Source organism: Ulvibacterium marinum, assembly GCF_003626755.1.
Lineage (GTDB): Bacteria > Bacteroidota > Bacteroidia > Flavobacteriales > Flavobacteriaceae > Ulvibacterium > Ulvibacterium marinum.
On record NZ_RBCJ01000003.1, the window covers coordinates 977,202 to 1,002,435 of the forward strand.

Sequence of the window (25,234 nt, forward strand, 5' to 3'; positions counted from 1 at the left end):
ATAGGTTGATATGTTGATCGATGAATATTTCTTTGATGGGTCACTGAGATTTCAAATTTAATCCATGTATGCCTTCAATACTCCATGCCATAGCTCATATCCCTTAGCATTCATATGAAGCCCGTCCTTGATGAAAATATCGGTCTTTACCTTTCTTCCATCCAACATGGGTGTCCAGACATCCGCAAATTCCAAATGTTCGTCTTGCTTGCTCAATCTGCGGAATTTGCGATTTAACCTTTTATATTTCCCTCTTAGGTTCCATCGGGCAATACTTGGTTTTGCCGATATGAGGACTATTCGCGTAGTGTTATCCTTCTTTTTGATTTTATCAATGATTTCCTTGGTAGTTTCAATAATCGCATTGGGCTTTTTACGGGCAGAAATATCATTGTCTCCCTCATAGATAAAGACCTTTGACGGGTTATATTTTAAAATAAGATCATCTATATGGATCAATAAATCGGAGGCCTGTGAACCACCAAAACCAGAGTTGACAATTTGATGCTGGGGAAAGTGCTGTTCCAAGTCTTTCCAAATCCGAATACTGGAACTGCCCGTAAAAACGACGGTTCGTTTGGAAGGGTCCCAAAGGGAATCGTATTTTTTGCTCATGCCTTCCACCTCATCCCTGAAACGAAGTGAGTCCTGAGAATGGCCTATGGTGTAGAGTATTAAAAAAAATAGGACAATATGATATTTCACTATGCAAAAATTAAGAGCGTAAGTTAGTTTTTATTTGGGATTGTCCAAAAGTTTTAGGGTGTCATCATTTTAAAACGTATGAAACTATAAGAAGAATTGAAATTATGTCAATTGCAATAATCTGTCATTCAACTTTAAGCAGAATTGCAGTGGTTTTCTTAACTTGTTTGAGAACCAGGTAAATCCACTAAAATGACTACCAAACTTTCCACTTTTCGTAAATGCCTTTTATTCTTGTCTCTATTTCTTGCAGTAATTGCTTCCGCCCAGCAAATCTCCAAGGAAGAGCTTATTTTTTTAACGCCAGAATGGAAAGGTGAGCGTTTGGCTGATGGCCGACCTTATGTCTCCGACGAAATTTTGAAACGTATGAAAAGGGTCACTTTGGAAGAGGCCTGGGCCGTGCTTAAGGGCCAAAATTTTAAGTATCAGTATGAAGAAAATTGGCAGACCATCAATCCGGATAGTGTTTTGGTCGGAAGAGCCGTAACTGCGGTGTTTGTGCCGGGTAGACCGGATATTCATCGTGTAATCGATGAAAAGGGTCATACAAAGGATGGTCGCATAAAATCCCAAAATGCCTGGACCATCGATTTGCTGATCAAGGGAGATGTCTATGTGGTGGATCAATTTGGGGCACACTTGGATGGTCCTACCATTGGTGACAATTTGGGGAATTCTATCTATGCAAAAACCGGGAACGGGATTGTTTATAATGGGGCGATACGGGATATAGATGGTTTGAAGGAATTGGAATCTTTTACCTCATTTTTTCGTAGTTATCACCCATCTCATCATTTGAACAATCCAGATGGAGAACTAAATACTACTTTGATAGGGATCAATACGCCCACACGGATCGGAATGGCAACGGTAATGCCCGGGGATATAGTACTGGGGCGTGACGGTGGAGTTATGTTCATTCCTCCGCATTTGGCAGAAAAAGTGGTAAAAACTTCCGAAATCGTGCGACTTCGAGATATGTTTGGACACCAGCGATTGCGCGAGCAGAAATATACACCTGGTCAGATCGATTCCCGTTGGTCCGATGCCATAGAGAAAGATTTTTCGCAGTGGCTCAATGCCCATATTGATGAATTGCCCGTCCCCAAGGCACAGATACAGGAATTACTGAAGACTCGAACGTGGTAGGTAGATTATATGACGGCTATCCCTCCAAAATAACCTTAAAATCCAAGAAATGAAAAACTCAAGAAGAGACTTTTTGGCCAAAACTATGGCTGCCGGTGCATTGTCCGCCATACCTTTCGCCAGCTATGGAAAGGAATTTGAAACTGCAGTTGATCGGACACCAAAAATGTCGGCTCCATCAGACCTTAGGATTACGGATATCAAATGTGGTTATATTCGGGGCGGGCATAGTCTTTTTGTAAAAATATATACCAACCAAGACATCGTGGGGCATGGTGAGGGTGTTGATGCCACTCCGGGAACCTACCACTTGGTAAAAATATTCGGGGACCGATTACAGGGAAAAAGCCCCCTGAATGTGCATCGATTGTTTGAGGATTTACGTAGAAGAGGTTTTTTTGAAGGAGCACAAGCAGGGATGTACGTTTCGGTACTCACAGCTGTAGAATCCGCTTTATGGGATTTGGCCGGTAAGGCTTTGGGACTTCCCGTGTACCAGTTGTTGGGAGGGAAGTTTAGGGACAAAATAAGGGTGTATATGGATACGGCACTTTATCAAAATAGACTTCCAAAACCCGAGGATTTTGCCGCTAGTGCCAAGGAGGCCGTGCAGATGGGATTCACAGCGGTAAAATTCGATTTGGACCAGGCCAAGGATCCCAATAAATATGATGCCTATAATTGGACGGCGAGTCCGGCCGAGATACAGCGCATGTACGATCAGATGGCTGCGGCACGGCAAGCGGTCGGCCCCAACATCGATATCTGCGCAGATATGCACGGACGATATGATACCACCTCAGGTGAACGGGTAGCCAAAGTTTTGGAGCCCCTGAATATGATGTGGTTGGAGGAACCTATTCCAGCTGAAAATGTGGAGGCCTATAAGAAGATTACGGAATCGACCAGTACCCCTATTTGTGCTGGCGAAAACCACTATTTGGCTTATGGTTTTAGACCTTTGTTGGAAGCAGGTGCCGTGGATGTCATTATGCCGGATTTACAAAAAGCGGGCGGCCTGGGTGAAGCCCAACGGATAGCCAATCTGGCCAACCTCTATTACGTTCCTTTTTCTCCACATATGGTGGCTTCATATCTTGGTGCCATGGCCTCCTGTCATGTCTGTGCCTCCGTACCCAATTTTATGATATTGGAATGGCAGATTTACTTTCATAAGAACCCGATGTTCAAGGAAATTGTCACTTTTGATGGTCCAATGGTGGTAGATGGGTTTATCCCACTTTCCGATAAACCCGGAATTGGCGTGGAAATTAATGAAGAGGGCATGCGGAAATATGCGGTAAAGGATGTTCCCTTTTTCAAATGACCAAAAGGATTCTACTAAAAAGATGTGCCTTATCTATCCCCTGAATTAAAATCAAAGAACTCCTTCTAATGTTCCTACGCTATAGGCGGATTAGGGTGCAGCAATACCTTCGGCAACTGACCAGTCGTAAAAACGTTGTATCCAATGGTCGGATGGCAGCCCTTGTTCCTTCATTCCAAAACCATGACCGCCTTTGGCGTACATATGAAGTCCTACCGGCTTTTTGGCAGAGAACCATTTTGAGTATAGGTCAATACTTCCCGATGCCAATCCTAAGGGATCGTCCGTTGCACATATTATTAACATGGGAGGTGCATCGGTAGGAGGGTCTTTTGGCGGGAGTACCGTTGTCCATGGATAAACAGGAACCAAAAAATCTGGGCGATTGTCCTCGGCGTAATTATAGCCCACGCCCATAGTAACGGCGCCACCTGCGGAAAAGCCCATGAACCCGATTTTGTCAGGGTCTATAGCATATTTTTCTGCATTCGTACGAACATGGGTAATAGCGGCCAATCCATCGGCAATGGATAGTGGCAGTACAGGTTGTACCCGTCTACCGATTTCCATGGGATTGGAATTGCCCAAATCCGTAATTTCCTTTACACCATCCTCTCCGGTTGGTACCAATCTGTATTTGAGAACAAAAGCGGTAATCCCCTTTTTATTGAGCCATTCCGCAACGTGGTTGCCCTCGCTTAGAATGCTTAAAGCATAAAGTCCGCCACCGGGTGCAACAATGACAGACGTACCGTTAGGACTTTCGGGACGAAAAACCCGCATGGTGGGAACGGACACATTGGTCACCACCTCATTGTCCCAAATTTTTGAATAATACTGCTTCTCGGGCCCTTCCCATGAGATATCCTTTGGAGATTCATGAGGGAGTTCTACAATTTCCTGAGCTACTGTAAACTGTATTAGGATTAAACAACTCAATAAAAAAGTAATTTTTTTCATGTGTATTTATTTGAACTATTCTAAACTTCTGTTCGGATCTTTTTAGCTCCCTATCCAAAGAAATGCCAAGGCGGCCAAAAAACCACCTGCCAATGGCCCAAGAATGGGAATCCATGCATAACCCCAATCACTACTTCCTTTTCCCTTTAAAGGTAAAAGCGTATGCATAATGCGCGGTCCAAGATCACGTGCCGGATTAATGGCATATCCGGTAGGTCCTCCCAAGCTAAAACCAATTCCCATCACCAAGAGGGCAACCGGAAGGGCGTCCAAGGAACCCAATGATATAGGTTTCTCCGAAAAGGTGCCTCCGGCTATATAGAATACTCCGAAGACCAAAGCAAAGGTTCCAATAGCTTCGGAAACAAAGTTCCACAAAGGATTACGAATGGCCGGTGAGGTGCAAAAAGTAGCTCTAAGTGCATCCTGTTCCTCGGTGGCATCATATTGCTTTTTATAGGTTAACCATACCAATGTAGTCCCTGTCATAGCACCCAATAACTGGGCTAACATATAGCCTGGAACCAGAGACCACGCGAACTTCCCCGCGCTGGCCAGCCCTAGGGTTACCGCAGGATTTAGGTGTGCTCCACTTACATCGGCACTAATAAAAACGCCCACAAAAACGGCGATACCCCATGCCAAGGATATGCCGACCCAACCTGAATCAGATCCCTTGGTTCCTTTCAGGACTGCATTGGCCACAATACCGTTTCCTAAAAGTAAAAGCATGCCAGTTCCTATGAATTCAAAAATATAAGCGGTCATCAAGTCGATTATTTAGTTGCCGTAAGATAAAAAAAATATGACAGGTGTTGAACGGGGACACCTTTACCCCATATTTTCATTCGGTAATGGCCTGATATATAAACTGACGCATTATGGTTCCATAATAATTGTTATAGGGTTGGACCTGTGTCATTAAAATAGCGATAAGTTCTTCTTTGGGATCTACAAAAAAATAGGTGCAATAGGCTCCACTCCAATAATATTGTCCAACAGATCCCAAACTTTTGCTATCGGCCAAATCCGTTGTAACCCCAAAACCAAAACCGAATCCCTGACCAGGAGCTTGATACAAATCGCCAACCTGATTCATGGTCATAATTTCCAAAGTCTTGGGACTCAGAAATTGTCTTCCATTCCATTTACCTTCGTTCAACAACATTCGGCAAAAGGTCATATAATCGGAGGCTGTTGAAAACAATCCGTGTGTTCCTCCAAAAACGGTATTTCCCTGAGTAGGCAGTTGCTGTTCGGAATTGACCATTTTTCCTTCTTCATTGAAATTATGGACGGGTACCCATCTTTTTTGATTTCCCCTTGAAATATTATATCCCGTATCGTTCATTTCAAGAGGGTCGAACAACCGTTGTTGCAAAAAATCTATCACGGTCATCCCTGAGAAGTGTTCGATCAATAGCGCCAATACATCCGGGGAAGCACTATAATACCATTGTTCCCCAGGGTGCCCCATAAGAGGCAAACCCACCAAAGTGTTGACCCGGCTCTCTATATTTTCTTGCGGATTAAAGTATAAGGCTTCCCGCACTTCCTTATCCAAAATAGACCCTCCAAGGCCATGCGAGAAACCGGCAGTATGGGAAAGTATATGCGCAATGGTAATTTCGGTATTGGCAGGTTCGGTAGGTCCTGCTTTTCCAAGTTCAAGGTCTTGGGCCACCTTTACGTCCTTAAATTGGGGAAGGTATTTGGAAACGGGATCGGAAAGAAAAAAATGTCCTTCTTCGTATAGCATCATAAAAGCAACAGTAATTATGGGTTTGGTCATGGACATGATATGAAAGATTCCATCTTTCTTCATAGGCGTTTTATCTTTCAAACTACTATTTCCATAGATATTGTCGTGTACTATCTGTCCTTTTCTTGAGACTAGGGAAATCGCTCCGGGAATTCTTCCTTCTTTTACTTCCTTCTTTAGAAAGGCATCATACCTGTCCAGACGTTCCGAGGATATTCCGGCTACATCCTTCTTTTCTAGTTGTGCTTGTTGTCCACGGACAGATATGACAAAAAGGCAAATAAAACTTAAGATAAGAGCAAAATGGTGGCTATTTTTCATTGTTTGGAGTTTTATCCATATGATATAGGATATGGCAATATTCGCCAAACCCATAGTGTTTTTCGAATTTCCAAGATACTCTTTTTTCTCCTTTCAATTGTAAGTCTAGAGAAATACCCTTTTTATTTCGCTTTTTTGTACATTGGATGCCAGCTTTCCCCAACAGAACGAACCATCTAACTATAGGAGTATTTCCAAAATATCCCGACCAACCAAAACGATGACCCTTTTTAAAAACCTTATTTTCTGTTCTTTTTGCTGTATTTCCGTATCTGTAGTTTCACAGTCTACAAATTCAGATTTGAATACGAGACCTGTAGCAGAAGCCCAGGCCTTGACCGAGGCCCCATTGATTGATGGTGATGTATTGAACGACCCCATTTGGCAAACCATAGCGCCATTTGATGAAATGGTTCAAGCACAACCGAATTTCGGATTACCAGCTACCGAACGAACCGAAATCCGTATTGCCTATACTTCGGAGGTGTTCTTCATTTCCGCAGTTTGTTATGATGCCAACCCGGATGGATTGGTGGTCAGTGACGCCCGTAGGGACGCGGATTTAGACAATACAGATGCCTTTATCTTTATTTTGGATACGTATAAGGACAGCCAAAACGGATTTGTGTTCGGTACCAATGCACTTGGGGTGGAATATGATGCCCAGGTAGATAATGAAGGCCAGGGGAATTTTAATGCTAATCGACAACAGGGAGGTACCATTGGAGGATTTAATCTGAATTGGGACGGATCTTGGGAGGTTCGGACAGAAGTAGGGGAGTACGGCTGGAGTGCCGAGTTTGCCATCCCGTTGCGTACACTTCGGTTCCAATCCGGTAGGGATTGGGGCATTAACTTCCGCAGAAATATTCGCAAGACCAATGAAATTACCTATTGGGCCCCTATGCCCGTAGGACTCGACCTTAAGAGGCTTTCACTTGCAGGAACCTTAACGGGCTTGGATTTGCGGAGCCCAGGAAATCTAAAATTGATTCCTTATGTCCTTGGTCGTATGGAGAAGGATTTTGAGGTGACCGATCCCAGTACGGAATGGAGTGCCGATGCCGGAGGAGATTTAAAATATAGTGTTACCCCCAGTTTAACCCTAGACCTTACCTACAATACGGATTTTGCCCAGGTTGAGGTAGACGATCAACAAGTGAATTTGGATCGCTTTAACCTATTCTTTCCCGAGAAGCGTCCCTTTTTTCTAGAAAATGCAGGCCAGTTCAGTGTGGGCAGCCCAGGTGAGGTAGACTTGTTTTTTAGTCGTCGAATTGGTATTGGGGATGAAGGTAACATTGTTCCCATTATCGGTGGGGCCAGACTTTCTGGAAAACTCAACCGGACCAATATCGGTTTTTTGTCCATGTGGACGGAAGAAGTACAGGAAGAGGGCGTAGAGGAAAACAATTTTACCCTGGCCCGGGTTAATCATGAATTTAAGGGACGATCGGCGCTGGGGGCCGTTATTATCAATAAGGAGGGCTTACAATCCGATGATAATTTCAACCGTACGTTGGCCATAGATGGAAAATTGGGTCTGGGCAAAAAGGCGCGATTGGCGGGCTTTTATGCCCGTACCCAAGACCCAAACGATACCATAAATGAACGCTCCTTTAAATTTCAGGCAGACTACAATTGGAACAATTGGGAATTGAATGCCGCCTATACGGAAGTGGGGCAGGGTTTTAACCCTGAGGTGGGTTTTTTGTTACGTACGGCATTTAGAAAACCGGAGGCCCGAGTACTTTACCATTTAAGACCTCGAAATCCGGATGCAAAAATATTGGAGTACAGACCTCATATTTCGTATCGCAGCTACTGGAACTTCGATAATTTTTTAGAAACCAGTTTTTTACATATCGATAATCATTTTGAATGGAAAAGTGGGTTGGAAATCCATACCGGTGTGAACGTAACCACGGAAGGTGTTGTGGATGCCTTTGATATTTCCCGTGGGAAAAACGTTATTGTACAGCCAGGCACCTATAATCATGTAGAATCCCAAATCGTATTCTTTACAAATAGAAGCCATCCCTTTTCGGTGAACCTAAGGTCGGTCATCGGAGGGTCCTTTGGGGGTACACGCTATATTGAGAGCCTTACGGGACGCTTACGTCTGGGCGATAAGTTTAATTCGGAGGTTACGTTCTTGTATAACAATTTTCAATTGCCCGTAGGCAATTTTACCGCCAATATTTTGAGAAGTCAACTATCCTATGCCTTTAGACCCAATATTTATTTACAGGGACTTATCCAACACAATACCACGGATAAACTTTGGGCGGCCAATCTACGTTTTGGATGGTTGCAGCGTGCCAATACAGGACTTTTTGTAGTTTGGAACTATAACCTTCAGGACGGTGATCCGTTGAACAATAGTTTTATAGTAAAGTATACGCGAATGTTCGATTTGGTGCGGTAAGCCCTTAAACCCCAAACTGTTGCAAATGATGATCCAAATGCTTGGAAAATAAGGTATTCCATTCTTTTTCCGTTAGCGGGCCAAAAGCATGGGATTCTTTATTATGAAAATGGGAAGCCCCTAATTGTTGGGTTTTATCCAAATGATCCAGTAAACGCTTTTTTTCTTTTTCAAAATCCCTTTGCCCTTCAATAAGAAAAATCGGTGCAGTTCGACTATTTTTTTTGTACGGTTTGGGACCAACGACCACGTTTTTGGCGAATAGTTTGATTAGGAATTTTTGGAAACCTTTGGGCTTGGGATGTTTATCCGTATACACCAGTTCATAGGCTACGTTTACGTGAGCCAGCATTTGATCGACACTCATTTTGCCCCAATGATTCTGGGTTTCCGAAGTCAAGGAGTTGATGCGCGTCTTGATTTGCTTTACATCGTTTTCATCGAAGATATTTTTCATGGATATCTTTAATTTTTGGTTGAAATTTCTAAAGTACTAAAAAATAAAATTGAGCATGGGGAAACTTTCTTTTTCCTTATAATTTATAGTTAATAGATGACTATCGGTCCATATTCTTTTACTTTGGCTCCACTTTAAATCGCAAAACGGTCTTCAATTTTTCCGGGGCTACTTTTCTAAAATCGGTCAGATAAATTTCCCTATGGTCCTTGGATATTCTGGAAAGATTTTCTTTCTCTGCAAAGTCTTCCATGACCTTAAAACTTTGGGGTTCATCATCATAACTTCCTATATGCATCATTTGAACACACTTTCCGTCTGTTATCTTTTCAAACGTAACCTGCTCCAAAAACGAGTGTGGTTTTCTTTTTTTGGTTTGTTCCAACATTTCCAAAAAATAATCATCGGTTACAAAGGATGGCTGTCGGATCATCAACTTAAAAATCAGGTCATTTTTATTGATTGTCCCTTTAAACGTTTTTTTAGCTTCCTCGGTAATGTCCCAAATACCCTCCAACGGATAAACCGTATAATCACAATACCCACTTGGTTGTTTCTCCTCTTTTTTAAGATTCATTTTTATGGCGTAGGAAACGGAATAGAGGACTCCGATGTATTCGGCGAAAATCTTATTTTGAGGACTACCTTCACCTTCTATGGTAAGAAACTTAAATTCAGGGATTTCCACTAATTCCGGCTGGTTCTCGGGTAGATAAATCTTCTTTTCCTTTTTTCTCCATTCATGTTTCATAAAGCAATAGCCTTTAGTTTTGCCTAAATGTATTTAAAAAGTGGAAGTCAAAGGTCGACTGAATCCAATTACTTTTTAACCATTTTTGCGGAATTAGCATGGACCACTGTTTTGCTACTTGTTAGGTACATTCCCGAAATATCCATGTATAAGGATTTCTCAAATCCACTTGTCCACGGTAAGTTGCCTTACTATTGGTTCACTTTGTAATTCCCTGGGGTGAATCCGAATGTTTTCATCAATCGGTTCCAGGTGTTGCTTTGCGAAATGGTCAATGTTATATAGCAAATCTCTTCTTTGGAAAAGAAATCGAGCAATGGATTATATATCTCCCCGGATATTGGTTTCCCGTCCAATTGGGTAAGGGCATCGGTGAGATAGAGTACCACCCTTTCCTTTTCCGAAAAATAAGGTGTCTCTTCCCAGACACATAATGAAGATAGGCGTAATTCCGTTTCATTTAAATGTTTCAACTCTTTGTGGTGCATATCAACACAATAGGCGCAACCATTCTTTTGGGATGTTCTTAGCTTAATGAGCCCCGTTAAATTTTTATCCAGAGGGGATTTGTCGATTAAATCTTCAATAGGTCGTAGACTTTCAAACATTCCTTTTGGGATATCCTGATATGTAATTCGTTCCATGATTCGTTTGTTTTAAAAGTATGGAACAAATTTTATAAATACGGTGAACCCAAAAATTAAGGTATCTTAAGAAATTCGGTCATTTTGTATTCCTTCGTAATTCACTTAAGTACTCCGGTGTAATTTCTAGATAGGAGGCAATCATGTATTGCGGTACCCGTTGAATGAAGTCTGGCACTGCCTCTGCAAAACTGGTGTACCGTTCTTTACTTCTCATTTGAAGGAAGATATCGCTTTTACGAAGATTGGCAATCAACATGTTTTCAGTAATAATTCGAAACAGTCGCTCCAATTTAGGATATTTTGAATACAGTTTTTCCAATGTTTCTTTTGATAAATAAAGGACTGTTGTTTCTTCCAGAGCTTGTAGATATTGGGTTGATGGGGTTTCCTTGATGAAGCTTTCCATATTGGTTATCCACCAGTTGTCTATGGCAAATTGTGTTATTTTCTCATTTCCCTTTTCATCCATATAATAGGAGCGGACCACTCCTTTGATAATAAAATAGTTGTGTTTGCAAACCGTATTTTCTTCTAGGAGGAATTCCTTTTTTTGAAAAACTCTTGGCTTGAGTTCGGAATAGATCCCATCTATTTCAGTATCGTTAAATTCCACGTATCTAGCAAAATACGTTTTAATTTGTTCTTTCATCACATGGGAAATTTTGATAGAACATCCATGGATATCGAAATTGTGGTTCAAAAATAATCTAGGTGAAGTAACGATTTTTTTCCTAAAACACCTCCTGGGTGAGTTCCATATTTACTTTTGCCCCAGCTACATTTCCTTTGTAAACGGCATTGGCCACGGAACGAAAAGCTGTGGTATTGTCACCACAGGCGAAAACACCCTCTACGGTCGTTTTTTGAAAATCATCAACCACAATATATCCTTGTTCATTTAATTCACACCCCAAGAAAGATGGGATGTTGGAATGTTGTTCAAAGGGAGGTCTTGCATAAACGGTATCAAAACCCATTTTTGTATGGTCCTGAAAAACTACATTTTTTACGTGACCATTTTGATGATCTATTTCACCTATTTTGGATTCTACGATGGGAATATTGTGTTGTTCAAACTTCGTCCGCTGCTCATCGATAAACTCGGCCTTGCCCGAAGTTAAAATAGTCAGATCTTTTGTTAAATTGTGAACTAAAGGCACCATGTGGGTCGCGGTATCCCCATTGGCCAAGATAGCTGTTTTTTGATTTCGGTGCTCGTAACCATGGCAATACGGACAATGGATTACCGAAATCCCCCAACACTCCGAAAACCCTTTGATGTTAGGCATGATGTCTCGTACTCCGGTTGCAAAGATCAGTTTTTTGCTCCTAAAAGTCTTTTTTGATTTCGTCTTGATTTCAAAACCATACCCTGTCTTTTTCCCACTTACGGCAAGATCGTTCTGGAACCTTACAGCCCCATAGTTCTCTACCTGATTTTTGGCAAGCATAGAAATTCCCTTTGGCGTATTGCCGTCTTGCGTCATGAAGTTATGGGAATGCGGGGTCTGTGCGTTACAAGGCTTTCCGCTATCGATTACCAATGTTTTTTTTAAGGAACGTCCCAAGGTCATAGCTGCCGAAAGACCGGCATAACTTCCACCAATGATGGTTACATCATAAATAATGCTATCTGCCATTTTGTTTTATTTTGAATAGATGGGTAAAATGCCCAATAGTACTATTGTACTCTCAATTTTTTTGGCAAAGTTAATCGTATTTTTTATTATTGCAACATAGTCGCAATAATAAATTATGAATCGTAGAAGTACACCAACAAAAGAGGCCGTATTTAATTTGCTTAAGGAAAGTGGCAAAGCACTGAGTCATGATGCCATCGAAACGGAAATTAAAATTGATATTAATCGGGCAACGATTTATCGGGTTTTAAACCGTTTTTGTGAGGATGGGGTCGTACACAAAATAGTAGCGGAGGATGGCAAGCAATATTTTGCCGTTTGCACGAACTGTGACAGCAAAAAGCACCGTGACCATCATTTTCATTTTCGTTGTAGGCGTTGCCAAAAAATAGAGTGTTTGCAGGAATCTGTCCACTTCTCCGCTCCCAAAGGGTATATCATTGAAAACATGAATTGTATCCTAACCGGAATTTGTAGCGATTGTTCCTTATAAGTTTTCCTTTAGTTACTATCACTAGAAAAATGATGGGCTATGGCCCTGTAAGGATAACCTCCATAACCTCGATTGGCAAATTGAACGATTATAATGTTTTCCTTTGGGTTTACGTAAAGGCGTTGCCCTCTTAAACCTTCTGCCGAATAGTCCCCTTCATAATTTTCCTGGGGTAGCCACCAATAGTATTGATGTGTTGCTTTTTGCCAACCTTTTGCTGTGTTCCCCCTATTCTCCTTGTTAATGGTAGTACTTTTATTCACCCAATCTGAAGATAGAATTTGAACCGTATCCCGTATCCCCTCATTGAGGTATAACCTCCCAATTTTAGCCAAGTCTATGGCCGTACATTGGAAACTGCTCGGGGAGTTTTCAAGACCACCTTCTCTGTCAATACCCCAACTTCCCCCATATTCGGCCCCGACAGGTTTCCAAATTTCACGTTCAAAAAACTCGGAAACATTAGTTTTTGTAGCTCTTTCCAAGACCCAGGTCAAAAACAAAGGGTCAAGATTACTATATTTCCAACGTGTCCCAGGGAGGGTATCCGCTTTGACCTTTACTAAATCATGCTTTAGGTCATTGGTATAGTAGAATCGCGCTTCATCACAGAAAAGATCGGAAACAATCCCTTTTCCGGCCCGTTTGAATTTTAAACCTGATTTCATATTCAACAGGTCCTGAATAGTGATTTCGGCAAAATTAGGAAGGTCTTTAAGCTCGGGCAGGTACTCAATGACTTTTTGTTCGGTGTCTTTAATATACCCCAGATCAATGGCCTTTCCCGTTAAAATTGAAATCATGGTCTTTCCAATGGAGAAGGTATTGGATACCGTCTTTCTATTGTATTTTCCCCTATATTTTTCATAAACAAGGGTATCGTTCTTAATCACTAGAAAAGCAAGTAAATCACCTTTTTCAAAGTATTCCGAAAATGGAACATATTGGCTTTCCCAATTTTGAACCATCACGGAGTCCAGTTTGTTTCCTTTTGAGGTATCTATGGCAAAACTAAAAGGAGTTGAACTTGGGCTTATTTCTCTTGTGGGAAAGCTTTTATAGGTATCTACCTCAGGTTTTTGGTACCATGCTATCTTAAATAATTGTGGATTGATTGCCCATGATACTGTTACCAAAATGGTAAGACAAAGAAAAGCAATGCCTACAACTTTTTTCATTCTTTTTAATGATTATCGGTAGTATGTTTACTGTATGGAGTGCCTTAGCAAGCTACCGCGGTCCGTATTTTGTGATGGATTCCTTTTTTCCCAGTTAGGTCAAATGATGTCCCCAAGTGCTTTTTGTACAGTATGATGCGTATTTTCGTAACTATGCTTTAAAAGCGTCTTGGCATCCATGGTTTCCCAATAGCCTTTGTTGAACAGCTCTACGGAAAAACCGCCCCTAAAACCTGCATCGTATAGTTTGGGGATAATAACATCAAATGGACAAACCCCTTCTCCGGGCAATACCCGGTCTGAATCCTTTAACTGGTCATAAGAAGGCGTGGCAGGATAATCGTTCATATGTATTACAGGTAATTTCCCGCCATTAAGAATATCTACGGTGTCCCAGTCGTTCCCACCGCGATATACATGATAAAAATCCAACAAAATTGTCGCTTTGGGATGTCCGGTGGCAATAGCGATTTGAGCACAGTCCGCTACCTTGTTCAGGGCGCCCATACCCCAAAGCTCCATAATAGGGGTCACGCCCGTTTCATCGCCCAATTTTAGAATAGCGGCATAGCGCTCGGCATAGGCATCGTATTTTGTTCTATCCAAAGACGATATTCCTTGTACCGGGGCAGCGATATAGGTTCCGCCCAGGCCTGCGGTAATTTGCATTTCCTCTCGCAGTTGATCTATCGCCTTTTTTCTTTCTTCGGAATCGTCACTACACCATTTTGAAAATCCTATGATATTCTCCAGGACAAGGCCACGGGCCTGCAGTTTATTCTTTAGGTCAGCTGTGTTCCCTCCCTTTTCCAAATAGGTCTTTATATTACGCATCCACAATTCTATACCGTCAAAACCGGCATCGGCAACTAGGTCTATTTGTACATCCACATCCAGCTCGTAATGCAATAGGGTAGAGGTGTTCAAACTAATTCTAAAAGGCAGTTGCTTCTTTTCCTTTAGGCCAAAAGCGATTGGCATATCCTTGGCATTGGATGTAAAGGCGTAACCTCCTATTGCGGCAAGAGAGCCTGTGAGGCCAGTGGCGATGGCCTTTCTCCTTGAAATTTTGTTTTTCATTGGGTTATTGTTTTATCATGAAACCTAAAGATGTGGATTGGAATGCCAACCGATTACAAGCTTCATGCCCGAAAAGATACAAAAAAGTTGGAGCTGACTATATGCCCAAATTCAGTATGTGCAGGTGATACTACTTATAAACTGCCAAGCACGGTATTTTAGTCTTGATTTACAAGTAACTTGGGTTGATGCATACTTATGCAATGCAATCCACCTCCCCCTAAATTCACGGCCAGCGCATCCAACATGACCACTTTTTTTTCTGGAAATATGGTTTGTAATATCCTTTTGGCTTCATCATCCTGTATTCTGATTTTATCGGACATGCCTTCCCGCCAGTATTTTTGACCAAGGATTACGGTATTGGTGATAATGAAATTGAGATAGCTGGCCGGAGCGACTACGGCAATGGTTTCTCCATAGGGAAATTGGCTTCCGTCTTGGTAGTCCAGGGTTTTAATATAATCATATACATAATCACCAGGGGCCATCGTGGTCAAAATGGTTTGGGGCAACGGCAATCGCACTATTTCTAATGGATTTCCATCTTGATCGGTACTAGCCGAAAGTATTTCGAAGTTTTTTTCCAAACGTCTGTGGTTTTCCCTGGCAATCGGGTCTCCCAGTTCGGTACTGTCAATACTTGCTAAAAGGATGGTAGAATCATTCACAAAACGGGCAAATTCATCCACATGACCGTTGGTCGTAACTACGGTATACGCCTTCGTAGTATCAGATGTTGATAGTGGCCCCAAAAAAGTATGGCTATCCTCAAGGAGTCCGTCTTTTAGCCAAATCACTTTTTGTGCCCCGAGTAATCTTTGATATTCCGCTTCCATGGTGGCTTTTGACATCCCCGGGTTGCGTCCCTGTTCCACCACCTCGGTAACCACCAAAGTTCCCTTTCCATTGAGCTCACGATTGCCGCCTTCACTGATCATGGCACTTGAAATAAGTGGAAGATTTAATAATTCGGCCACCTCTTCATCATACTTCTCTTCAATCCGGGAGCTTTGATCTAGCGTGTCCGAATACCCCCAAGAATTGAAATTAAAGTCAGCAATGGCATGTTTTCCATTTTCAGTTTCTACAAAGACAGGTCCCATGTCCCGGGCCCATAGCTCCACCGAGGGAATGACATGAAAAACAAGATTCTCTAGATTGGGATATTTTTCGCTTAATTTGGATTTTGCCGCTTTAAGAACCGTATCGTCCGCGCAGCTTATTACAATCTTTAAGTCACTGATCAGGGCATCGATAATGGCCAAGGTTACTTTTTCAACGGATTCTCCTTCCTTATGGTCGGTGGTCGGCCAAATAAGCCAAAGTGCATCGATAGTTTCAAACTCTCCCATTTGCCGGGTCACCTTCAATGGCTCCTGTTTTTTATCCGAAAGCGGATTACACCCCAGAAGTAGTAAGACCAGAATGAGTATGGATAGTAGAGATACCTTCATTTTTTAGATTTAATGATGCATTCCGACCTGGTAATAGTATCTCCAACGAATCAAACAATCAAGGAGATAGGTATAAAAGTAAGTTGCCTCTTGCAGAGGTTCCAAGATAACTTTTTACATTGGATTTCCCTAGTTGTACCTCGGGCATATTTGGAAATTCAGACGAAAGGAGCCAAACCTTCTACTGACCTTAGGTTACAAATACCGTTCCTTGATAATGTTCAAATGCCTCAATTCGTGACCGGCAATATGATAAGCAAAAGCCCTTACCGTCCTTTCATTGATTATACTGCCATCCGTATCAATTCCAGAACCTTTCCTCATAAAACTGTCCTTGGGCAAATATTTAAAAAGTGCAATGGTACCTTTCCGTACGGCTTCATATTCCTCAAAAATGCTGTCTAGACTTCTTTCGTTTGCATCGGAAAATTTTGCATAATCGTCCTGTTCAAAGCCCGGTAAAGGAGTAGTATCATTTCGTGCAAAGCGCATTGCCCTACATGAAAAGATACGCTCATCATCAATGTTATGCACCAAAATCTCTTTAATAGTCCATTTGCCCTCGGAGTATCTATAGGTCAATTTTTCCTTGGGAAGACTATAAATGAAACGCTTTACTTCCAAAAAGTTGTCCCATAGTTGATCTAGGATGTTTTTCTTGTCATCCAATAGATCCATATAAATCGATGAATACGATGGATATTCGGATGGCTTGGGTTTTTGCAATGTTTCCATAACATATAATTTAGATGTCCTGATAGTTTTTGGCCCAATTCTTTGCCCATTTCCCTAAGGGATGAATCAACTTAAAAAGCTGCAGTCCGTGGTCGGTTAAGGTATATCCATCAACGGTTCTGATAATTAATTTGGCCTTTGTCAATTCTTTGATTCTTGTATTCAAAGTCGTGGGAGAAATGTTTTCACAATACTTTTGAAGCCTTCTAAAAGTACTGGGACCATTGTTCAAATGCCATATAATACCCATGGCCCAACTTCGACCGAGTAAATCAAAGATGACCATTATAGGCTGCCCTGTTTTTGAACCTCTTACCGGTTTTCCGGGAGTTGGTTGTGAGGTGCTATCCATACACTACAAATTATGTAGCAATACTACAAAAAACGTAGCAAATAGTCAAAATCTTTTAACTATATTTTTTGCGAAACCAATTTAGGAAGTACAAGGTACCGGCGATTTGAATTGAACTCAAATCGCCGGTATCTATCATTTCTTGCCTCTGGTATTCTTATTCCCGTATGGGAATCATATTAGAAGTGTTAACAGGAAAACTATCATATTTGTTATACAATTGCAGGTATTTTTCGGGATTGATAGGGACTTCGTTAAATGTTTCGTGGAGACCTCTAAAAAAGCCTTCCCGTTTTTGTGATGGGTTGAAAATCAAGGTCAATTTTACCATTTCATCGGTATCGTTCCTAAATCCATGGGGCGTAAATCGTGGCACATATACCACTGTTCCCGGTTTGGCCCCATACACTTTATCGGCTGCTTCTATGGTCAAAATACCTTGATTCACGACAAAGGTCTCATCCATAAATCTGTGATAGTGCAATTTTGCACCGATACACATAGAGGGAAGGGAAATCTCATAAACCCCCAATTGGTCATTGGACATTTCACTTGTCACCTTAAAGGTTATTGCAATGGTATTTAGCTCCAAGGTTTCCCCTTCGTTAGGCCTAATTATGGATGCGTTGTCCTCCAATTGGTCCTCAAAGTAATTTGCTTTAATTGCTTCCATTGTTCTGTTTTTTGAATGATTGATCGATGCTCTCTTGTGCCATTTGTTTGTTCTGTTCCAGTATTCCGTTAACACTGGTACCTTCAAGGGAAAATAATCCTCGTACCTTTATGCCCATATGTTCCAAAATAGCTTTTAGATAAGGTTCCTGAAAGTCATAGGATTCCATAAAGGTACCTCTGTATCGGCCTCCCTTAGCTGTTGCCAAATAAGCCGATTTACCCTCCAACAAACCATAATAGCCCTTTTCATTGGTATTGAAGGTATGCCCAATGCGCACCACTTGATCGAAGTATGCCTTCAGATTTGAGGGAATATTCAAATTGTACAAAGGGCTACTGATCAGGATATCATCCGCGGATTTCAGCTCTTTGATCAATTCATCCGATAAGGCGGTAGCCTTTTTACTTTCAGGAGACATATGTTCCAAAGGTGTGTAAAACCCCTCTATGGTATTGTTTTGGATGTGCGGCAATTGCTGTTTTGCCAAATCCCGATAAATAACCGTTCCGCTTGAGTTTAAAAGTTTCCATTTTTTTTCGAAGTAATCCGCCAACGTTCTTGAGTGCGACCCTACGGTCCTGGAACTACAATCGATTCGCAATAATCGTTTCATCTATTGATATTTTAAATTCAATAGTATGACCAAGTAGTAGGAATAAATGTGACGGATTTATCGAAAAAACGTTTTTAATTTATTGGGGTCGATGACCGCGTAGATATGCCGTATTTTACTGTTCTCAAACTCGAAGACTTGACAATTGATTAAGATGTCACCATCAAAGAATAACAAGGCAGGTTGGTGGTTCACTTCGGATACTTCAATGGACAATGATTTTTGATAGGTTTTGAACACATAGAACAACAGGTTGGAAGTTGCCATTTTTCCAGTGGTCAATTCCCGTATCACCTTGATGTCTTTCCCGCCATCCGCGCTTAACGCAACATCTTCCGAAAGCATTTCTCCCAAGAGTTTTACTTCCCCATTTTTAATGGCATGGATATAATTTTCCATGTGAGGGGAGGGGACGGCGGAATAGTTTTTAGGGCTGGATGTTTTATGTGCTCCTAATTTTAGCTTTCCCCTGCTTAAGAGTTTTCTGGAGTTTTCAATGGAAATGCCAATAGTTTCCGCAATTTCCTTATGCGAATAATCAAAGGCTTCCTTTAGGATAAAAACGGCCCGCTCCCTGGTCGTCAATTTTTCGAATAAGACCAATAGGGAATAGGATAATATCTCTTCGCCGATAAGGTTGTCGTCCGCTTTTTCTGTGGATATGGGCTCGGGAAGCCAAACCTTTTGCATGGTAATTTTGGCTTTTCTGTTTTTGATATTTATGGATCGGTTTATTACGGATTTGGTTAAATAACCCATTTCATTTTTGATATGCGCAGGATTGATGGATTGGTATTTGGCCAGTACATCCTGTATGGCGTCTTTGGCATCCTCCACTGTGCCCAGAATATTATAGGCGTAGGGAAACAAGGTGTTTTGGTGATTTTTCAAATCGAAATTTTTAGTATTCCAATAGTGTGACAAGGTAGTTAATGAAAATGTGACATTTTGAATAAAAAAGTTGCTATCGTCCTCTTTACGTCTCACATGATATGGCCCAACCCTGATATTGCTTCATTTCAATGGGAAATTTTCGAATTCCATTGGACTCGGAGGGTTTTTGCCACAAAAATGGATTTCACCCGTCCCTAATAACAAACCACCAAAGCAATGATTATGAAAAAAATAATGCTGTTCGTATTATCAATTCTCGGTATCATGGCCTATGGTCAGGATACCCGTTCAACCACAAAAAGCTCTAATGATGAACTTGCCCATAAAATAGACGCATTGATCCGTCCAATTGCCAATTCCAATAATTTCAGTGGTACTGTTCTAGTTAAAAAGAATGGCGATGTTATACTATCAAAATCCTACGGGTATGCCGATAGGGAAAATCAAATCAAAAATACCAGGGCATCCCAATTCTTCATAGGATCGCTTTCCGCGATGTTTACCGCAGTAGCCATATTGCAACTTGTTGAAGAAGGAAAGATATCGCTGGACGATAAACTTACCAAGTTCATACCTGGATTTCCCAAGGGGGACAAGATAACCATTCATCATTTACTCACGGAAAGATCGGGCCTGCCGAGGTTTGTATCACAGACCAATGGCACCTATGATAAAATGATCGAGTCGGCCCATACGCTGGATGCATTAGTGGATTACATAAAAATATTGGAACCTATAGCGGAACCTGGAGAAAAATATAGGCATTCAGGGACCTCCTTTATACTCTTGGCCAAAGTCATTGAAATAGTCTCAGGAGAGTCTTTTGGAGCGTATCTTAAAAACCATATTTTTTCGCCTTTGAACATGACGCATACGGGACACTATGCCTATACAATGAAGTATGGGGACGTTCCCCATCTGGCCTTGGGTTATGAACAGCAAGGGGTTACCGAATTGGAGCGGGCCCGGTTAATACATTGGTCCACAAAAATTGGTCATGCGTCAATTTACTCCAATGCAGAAGATCTGGAAAAGTTTGCCCAAGCTATGATGTACAATACATTATTGTCCGCCGATTCCTGGAAAAAAATGACCAATTCCTACTACGGAACAAGTTTGGGGTATGGAATATCCAATAAACCCCAAGGAGATTATAGGCGTTATTACCGAAGTGGTGGGTCTCCAGGCTTTTCCAGTTATTTTGCGGTTTATCCGGACGAAGGTCTAACCGTTATCATGCTATCCAACATTCATATCCATGTCCCTTATTTTAACGTACCCAAGATTGCCTCGATTTTTTTTGGGGAACCCTATGAGCAACTAAACTTGGTAAGCCCTAGGTACGTAAATAATGACCTTGCGCAAAAATTGCTGGGAACCTTTCAGTTTGATGAAAATTTTTACAACCCCAATGGAACGGTAACTGTTAGTTATGCCGACGGGATGCTGCTTTCCGATGGTGCTCCTATGATACCCGTGGTAGGTGCCGATGGTGAAATCGTTAAGTTTATCAATCGGCAGTTTTGGTCACGGTTGGAGTTTGTCCGGGATAGTACGGGACATTTTTCGAAACTGAAATTTGATGGGTTTACAGGTACTAAAAAAGCAATGCCCAAAAAGAACTAGGCAAAGAATACGCCAACCGCTAAATGATTTCATTTCTTTTTAAACCTAAAGTCACATTTATCGGCACCATTGGCTATAGTTCCTTTTCGGATCAATTCCAGTCCTGCCAAATTTGAGGTTATCTTGTCCACTTCGCATAAAATTGGGGTATATTCCCGCGCCTTATACTTGCTGAACAATTTGCATATACCGCATTCCAGAATGTCAATGCCATATCCCAATCCATAGGTTTCCTTTTTGTCTGTAATCAGCTCGGCACGAAATCCGTCCTCATGCCCTTTCCGGCTGATTTTTTTGTGCATCCTTTTAAGGAATAAGTGGGATAATTGCGTATCGATAAGCTTTGGAGGAAGTTTTTTTAACCATTTTTGAAGTCCGTTTTTGGGCCTTACAAATTCCAAGGCGATTTCCATACAAACCGATTTTATTGTCTGAAAGTCGAATCGCTTTTCCCGAAGTGTTAGGATTGTGGCCAAAAAATAGGCCATGAGGTCCAATCTCTTGTCGAGCGGGTTGGTTGACTTTTTTGAAAAATTTGTATCCTTTGAAATTTGCCAATAGCGATTCTCTGTATCCTGTAAAATCGAGTCGTACAATTCCGGAAATTTTCGAGTCAAAATTTTTCTAAAATGCCTCTTGTGCTTCACAACATGAAGGTTTCTTTAAGTATAATCACTATCAACTACTTTGCTGCTTCTTGATTTAACCAATGTTCTCATATTCTTTTCAGTAGTACGATTCCAAAGTTAAAAGACCGTAACATAAAATACGGATCTTCAAAATAGGAATCCTTAAAAAGTTTGGTGAGGCTGTTGTTGTAGTCAAATAGCAATTGTAGAGCGATTTTTTCGTTTAAACCCAATTCAATTCCTCCTCCAATTTTAAATCCAATGGTCAATGGATTCATTCTTGCCTCATAACCCACATCGTCCAAGGCGAACAGATTGTTGATTCCGGCCTCTCCGAACAATCGGACGGTATTCGGAAGAAAATAGTATTTTACGGTAAGAGGAACTTCGATAAAAGCAAAATCGACATCCTCTGGACTTGGAGGTACGGCAAAGTCACAGACATCACAAAAATAGGTTCCGGTAAAATCTTTGTTTGAATACTGAATAGCTACATTAATCGAAAGGTGGCTCTTTAATTTGTACTCCCCGATTGCCCCAAGCCTATAGTTGGTCCTGTCATAATTGACCGAAAAGCCTGTATACTCACTAAAGGCCATTCTCTTGGAACTTACATTTTCCTCAAGACTAGCGGACAACCCAAGCCGGAATCGACTTGGAACCTCCTGTGCCTGTAGTACAGAAATGCAGAATAAAAAGGGTGAAAAAGTGATTAAAAACCGCATTTTCAAAATTTTGTATAACGCTTTCTTAACTTGATCTTTTCATAGGAGCCGTTGATGCCATTACTGCTTTTTCGGCCAGATGGTTTTAAATCTAACGCACACTACTAGCATTTCTTCGGTCGGCTGCTTTCCGTTTTCTTTTAAAAAGCTCTCAAAAAAGTCCCAGTGCGCTTTTTTCCATTTCTCAAGAGGTTGAGTGTCCGTTCCCATATCCATTTCCGCATATTCTTTGGAAATTTCATTGAACGGAATGGTATCTACTCTTGTATTTTCAATTATTGCTTGTGCTCGGCCATCAAAATCCGTTAATATTTGTTTTGTTCCAACTTTGGGTAAATCAACTTTGTATTGTTTATACAAACTCAATAAACCTGAAGAAGCTTTCTTTTTACCTTTTAGTGTTAATTCCGCTAGTCGATTCGCATCGTTTCTATTGTTATGAAAAAAATCGGATTCCGGGATTTCTTGGTCTTTAAATTCAGGATTTGATTCAACATAGTCGTTCCACATTTCGTAGACGGATTTATCAATTCCGTTTTCAGTTTTCGCTATAGTTTGTGTGTCCGAATCCATTTCCTTTTCATTTTGGACTTTCTGTTCATTTTTACAGCTTATAACAATCAAGAACAAGACTATTGTTAGTTGTTTCATGGATTCTTTTGGTTTAATGCCATACGCAGGGCTAAATGTGGTCGCGTTGAGCTTAAATCTGTTTAAATATAGCGAAGTACGGGAGAACGTGGCCAAATTACTTTTGGTTTAACTAATGGCATGTTATTGCATTATTTAACGGAAGCTATAATAAAGTCATCGTAGTTACAGTTTGAATGATGATTTTTTTGATTAAACGAAATTAGTTGGGCCAATTATAAAACAGGGTTGTTTAAGCTGCGCAATAAATGGTTGAAAAATAATGTGTTATAGGCTAATCTTGGTTATTTAGAAATTCAATTGAATAATCTTCATACCAGAATTCGGCCCTCAGGAAGAGTTTTTCCCCAAGTTCATTACATCTGTAGCTTTTTCTCCTTTCCGGAAAGATCAGACCTTCTTTCTCAATAACGGATACATTTTCTATTAAAGCGTATGTTGGTTTGTGATAGACCATCAAGCTTACCAAAGCCCCATTGTTTTTGTCAAAATGATACCACCACTCGTCTTTGGTGGAATGATTTTGATGCTTCTTTGGTTCATAGGTCGCTTTAACGGTGTGTACAGTATCGGCGGCGCTTAAAAATTTTGGCCCTTCATAGGTAAGGATCGTGCCTGTATCCAAAAGTTTAAAAGGCATTCCTACCACGTAAAGTGAACTGTTAACCGCTGATTTTACGTTATCGCCCTGCTCAATAATGCTATCGTTTTTAAATTTTTGGGAAATGAGATCATTATGAACAATTAGAAAGCTATCCTTGTTAACGACCCATGATATTTTTATGCTTTTATGAGGTCTTAGTACATAGTGGTGTCTTTGGGTTACTTCTGACTCAATTTGGCCATTCTCCAAGAGTAATCTTGTTTTTTTGGTATATTCCAAAGAGGCTATGTTTTTCCATTTTTCAATTGTTCCAGCCCAATTAATCGAGTTTTCTACGATTTCTAAAGCTGTGATTTTTTTTGGGTCCTCGTTAATTTTTTCCTTTTCTTTTGAAAATTTACAAGAAATAAATAGGCTACCTGAAATACAGATGATAAGTACTAGTTGCGTAGTTTTCTTTATGAAAAATAAAAACAGGGATAGCAAGGAGTAAGTAATCATATTTTTCATAAAGTAGTATAGAATCAATTAATTCATAATGTACCCCATCTTGTTTACATAGCCATAAAATACAGCTTTATAAGCCACAATAGGCATGAAACCAACTAAAACCTGTGTTTTACCAGAAACCATAAAGTCAGCGAAAGGACTTTTTGTACCCAGGAGCTAACATTCTAATAAACTGTTGTGTTTTTTTGGAGTTTGGGGATTGACGCAACAGATGAAATCCATCACTATGCGTAGTTTTTATTTTTTAGAGCTGTTAAAGCCCTTAAGTAGTAATTCCATACCCCATTTTAAAAGTTCGAATGATTCATCATCACTTAAACCGCAAACATCTTTCGTAACGATAAGAGGTTCAATCCCCATTAGAATAGTAAGAAGGTTTGAAAGATTCCTTTTTTCTTTGGAGGTATAGTTTGTGTTCTCAAGTACCAATTGCAAAGTTTTTTTCCTTCTTGCTCCCCTTTTCTGGGTTGAAGTACCTGAATCCAAAACGGTACTCAAGTATTTTCGAAACAACTTTTCATGGTTTGTGGCCAAAGTGTTGTAGTAGTCCTGAATTTCAAGGACCTTATCCTCAACGGTCTTGCCATGAAGGTTTTCAAAAATTGTTACCGGACTTTTGGTGCTAACGTCGAGTGCGGCTTCCGCTGCCAATACGTCTACATTCGAAAAGTATCTATAGATTGTTGCTCTGGAAACTCCAGTTCTTTTCGCAATATCCTCTAGATTAAACGCTAGCCCCTTGTTTAAAAAATACTGGGCACTGATTAAAATTTTACCTCTGGTCTCAATTTTTTGATTTGTCCTACCACTGTTGATGTAATTATCTTTCATAAGACAAATATCTCATAAAATTTGGATAAA

At 40.8% G+C, this 25,234-nt stretch carries 27 protein-coding genes; 5 read left to right on the plus strand and 22 right to left on the minus strand.

Annotated elements, in window-relative coordinates; genetic code table 11:
- Positions 1-57: 57 nt before the first annotated feature.
- Positions 58-705 (minus strand): GDSL-type esterase/lipase family protein, encoded by a 648-nt coding sequence (locus tag D7Z94_RS17390; protein WP_120712828.1) that lies wholly within the window; start codon positions 703-705, stop codon positions 58-60.
- 192 nt (positions 706-897) lie between these two features.
- Here D7Z94_RS17390 and D7Z94_RS17395 point away from each other — a divergent pair, with 192 nt between their 5' ends.
- Positions 898-1,857, plus strand: coding sequence for an RraA family protein (locus D7Z94_RS17395; protein WP_120712829.1), 960 nt, complete (start codon positions 898-900; stop codon positions 1,855-1,857).
- 49 nt (positions 1,858-1,906) lie between these two features.
- Positions 1,907-3,184, plus strand: a complete 1,278-nt coding sequence (locus D7Z94_RS17400; RefSeq protein WP_120712830.1) for a mandelate racemase/muconate lactonizing enzyme family protein — start codon at positions 1,907-1,909, stop codon at positions 3,182-3,184.
- Between the two features lie 90 nt (positions 3,185-3,274).
- On the opposite strand, the gene D7Z94_RS17405 is transcribed toward D7Z94_RS17400, so the two are convergent.
- The 3 genes from D7Z94_RS17405 to D7Z94_RS17415 all read right to left on the minus strand — a co-directional run bounded on the left by D7Z94_RS17405 (position 3,275) and on the right by D7Z94_RS17415 (position 6,227).
- Positions 3,275-4,144 carry an alpha/beta hydrolase gene (locus tag D7Z94_RS17405; RefSeq protein ID WP_120712831.1) on the minus strand — a complete coding sequence of 290 codons (870 nt, stop codon included), beginning with the start codon at positions 4,142-4,144 and terminating at the stop codon, positions 3,275-3,277.
- Between the two features lie 42 nt (positions 4,145-4,186).
- Entirely contained in the window at positions 4,187-4,912 is a 726-nt protein-coding gene (locus D7Z94_RS17410) for an MIP/aquaporin family protein (RefSeq protein WP_120712832.1), read from the minus strand.
- Positions 4,913-4,988: 76 nt separating this feature from the next.
- Entirely contained in the window at positions 4,989-6,227 is a 1,239-nt protein-coding gene (locus D7Z94_RS17415; RefSeq protein ID WP_120713201.1) for a serine hydrolase domain-containing protein, read from the minus strand.
- A 220-nt stretch (positions 6,228-6,447) separates the two neighbouring features.
- On the opposite strand from D7Z94_RS17415, the gene D7Z94_RS17420 reads away from it, so the two are divergent.
- Entirely contained in the window at positions 6,448-8,655 is a 2,208-nt protein-coding gene (locus tag D7Z94_RS17420; protein ID WP_120713202.1) for a carbohydrate binding family 9 domain-containing protein, read from the plus strand.
- Between the two features lie 4 nt (positions 8,656-8,659).
- Here D7Z94_RS17420 and D7Z94_RS17425 read toward each other — a convergent pair whose 3' ends face one another.
- The 5 genes from D7Z94_RS17425 to D7Z94_RS17445 form a co-directional block, all read right to left on the minus strand.
- Complete coding sequence (locus tag D7Z94_RS17425) at positions 8,660-9,112, minus strand: DUF1569 domain-containing protein (RefSeq protein WP_120712833.1); 453 nt, start codon at positions 9,110-9,112, stop codon at positions 8,660-8,662.
- A gap of 118 nt (positions 9,113-9,230) precedes the next feature.
- On the minus strand, positions 9,231-9,863 hold the full coding sequence (locus D7Z94_RS17430; RefSeq protein WP_120712834.1) for a GyrI-like domain-containing protein: 633 nt from the start codon (positions 9,861-9,863) through the stop codon (positions 9,231-9,233).
- Positions 9,864-10,054: 191 nt separating this feature from the next.
- Positions 10,055-10,507, minus strand: coding sequence for a carboxymuconolactone decarboxylase family protein (locus D7Z94_RS17435; RefSeq protein WP_120712835.1), 453 nt, complete (start codon positions 10,505-10,507; stop codon positions 10,055-10,057).
- A gap of 79 nt (positions 10,508-10,586) precedes the next feature.
- Entirely contained in the window at positions 10,587-11,159 is a 573-nt protein-coding gene (locus D7Z94_RS17440) for a Crp/Fnr family transcriptional regulator (RefSeq protein ID WP_120712836.1), read from the minus strand.
- Between the two features lie 82 nt (positions 11,160-11,241).
- Positions 11,242-12,150 carry an NAD(P)/FAD-dependent oxidoreductase gene (locus D7Z94_RS17445; protein ID WP_120712837.1) on the minus strand — a complete coding sequence of 303 codons (909 nt, stop codon included), beginning with the start codon at positions 12,148-12,150 and terminating at the stop codon, positions 11,242-11,244.
- A 115-nt stretch (positions 12,151-12,265) separates the two neighbouring features.
- On the opposite strand from D7Z94_RS17445, the gene D7Z94_RS17450 reads away from it, so the two are divergent.
- Positions 12,266-12,643: a Fur family transcriptional regulator gene (locus tag D7Z94_RS17450; protein ID WP_120712838.1), complete on the plus strand. Its 378-nt coding sequence runs from the start codon at positions 12,266-12,268 to the stop codon at positions 12,641-12,643.
- Between the two features lie 8 nt (positions 12,644-12,651).
- On the opposite strand, the gene D7Z94_RS17455 is transcribed toward D7Z94_RS17450, so the two are convergent.
- The 8 genes from D7Z94_RS17455 to D7Z94_RS17490 form a co-directional block, all read right to left on the minus strand.
- Positions 12,652-13,821, minus strand: a complete 1,170-nt coding sequence (locus D7Z94_RS17455; RefSeq protein ID WP_120712839.1) for a serine hydrolase domain-containing protein — start codon at positions 13,819-13,821, stop codon at positions 12,652-12,654.
- Positions 13,822-13,920: 99 nt separating this feature from the next.
- A complete protein-coding gene (locus D7Z94_RS17460) occupies positions 13,921-14,901 on the minus strand; it encodes a sugar phosphate isomerase/epimerase family protein (RefSeq protein WP_120712840.1) in 981 nt (326 codons plus the stop codon).
- A 158-nt stretch (positions 14,902-15,059) separates the two neighbouring features.
- Complete coding sequence (locus tag D7Z94_RS17465; RefSeq protein ID WP_120712841.1) at positions 15,060-16,358, minus strand: agmatine deiminase family protein; 1,299 nt, start codon at positions 16,356-16,358, stop codon at positions 15,060-15,062.
- A 195-nt stretch (positions 16,359-16,553) separates the two neighbouring features.
- Positions 16,554-17,093 (minus strand): DinB family protein, encoded by a 540-nt coding sequence (locus D7Z94_RS17470; RefSeq protein WP_120712842.1) that lies wholly within the window; start codon positions 17,091-17,093, stop codon positions 16,554-16,556.
- Positions 17,094-17,103: 10 nt separating this feature from the next.
- Positions 17,104-17,445, minus strand: a complete 342-nt coding sequence (locus D7Z94_RS17475) for a winged helix-turn-helix transcriptional regulator (RefSeq protein WP_211341800.1) — start codon at positions 17,443-17,445, stop codon at positions 17,104-17,106.
- Positions 17,446-17,602: 157 nt separating this feature from the next.
- The gene (locus D7Z94_RS17480) at positions 17,603-18,118 is read right to left on the minus strand and encodes a cupin domain-containing protein (RefSeq protein ID WP_120712843.1); all 516 of its coding nucleotides are present in this window, start codon (positions 18,116-18,118) and stop codon (positions 17,603-17,605) included.
- A complete protein-coding gene (locus tag D7Z94_RS17485; RefSeq protein ID WP_120712844.1) occupies positions 18,105-18,734 on the minus strand; it encodes an FMN-dependent NADH-azoreductase in 630 nt (209 codons plus the stop codon). Before D7Z94_RS17485 ends, D7Z94_RS17480 begins: the two co-directional genes overlap by 14 nt.
- Before the next feature lie 57 nt (positions 18,735-18,791).
- Entirely contained in the window at positions 18,792-19,625 is an 834-nt protein-coding gene (locus D7Z94_RS17490) for a sigma-70 family RNA polymerase sigma factor (protein ID WP_158594671.1), read from the minus strand.
- 225 nt (positions 19,626-19,850) lie between these two features.
- Between D7Z94_RS17490 and D7Z94_RS17495 the strand changes: the two genes are divergently transcribed.
- Positions 19,851-21,254, plus strand: a complete 1,404-nt coding sequence (locus D7Z94_RS17495; protein WP_158594672.1) for a serine hydrolase domain-containing protein — start codon at positions 19,851-19,853, stop codon at positions 21,252-21,254.
- 29 nt (positions 21,255-21,283) lie between these two features.
- Here D7Z94_RS17495 and D7Z94_RS17500 read toward each other — a convergent pair whose 3' ends face one another.
- The 5 genes from D7Z94_RS17500 to D7Z94_RS17520 all read right to left on the minus strand — a co-directional run bounded on the left by D7Z94_RS17500 (position 21,284) and on the right by D7Z94_RS17520 (position 25,204).
- Positions 21,284-21,901, minus strand: coding sequence for an L-2-amino-thiazoline-4-carboxylic acid hydrolase (locus D7Z94_RS17500; protein WP_147415922.1), 618 nt, complete (start codon positions 21,899-21,901; stop codon positions 21,284-21,286).
- Positions 21,902-21,969: 68 nt separating this feature from the next.
- Complete coding sequence (locus D7Z94_RS17505; RefSeq protein WP_120712848.1) at positions 21,970-22,608, minus strand: outer membrane beta-barrel protein; 639 nt, start codon at positions 22,606-22,608, stop codon at positions 21,970-21,972.
- Positions 22,609-22,668: 60 nt separating this feature from the next.
- Complete coding sequence (locus tag D7Z94_RS17510) at positions 22,669-23,118, minus strand: ASCH domain-containing protein (RefSeq protein WP_245967237.1); 450 nt, start codon at positions 23,116-23,118, stop codon at positions 22,669-22,671.
- Positions 23,119-23,533: 415 nt separating this feature from the next.
- Positions 23,534-24,373: a DUF6503 family protein gene (locus D7Z94_RS17515; protein WP_120712850.1), complete on the minus strand. Its 840-nt coding sequence runs from the start codon at positions 24,371-24,373 to the stop codon at positions 23,534-23,536.
- Between the two features lie 237 nt (positions 24,374-24,610).
- The gene (locus tag D7Z94_RS17520; protein WP_120712851.1) at positions 24,611-25,204 is read right to left on the minus strand and encodes a TetR/AcrR family transcriptional regulator; all 594 of its coding nucleotides are present in this window, start codon (positions 25,202-25,204) and stop codon (positions 24,611-24,613) included.
- Positions 25,205-25,234: the final 30 nt, after the last annotated feature.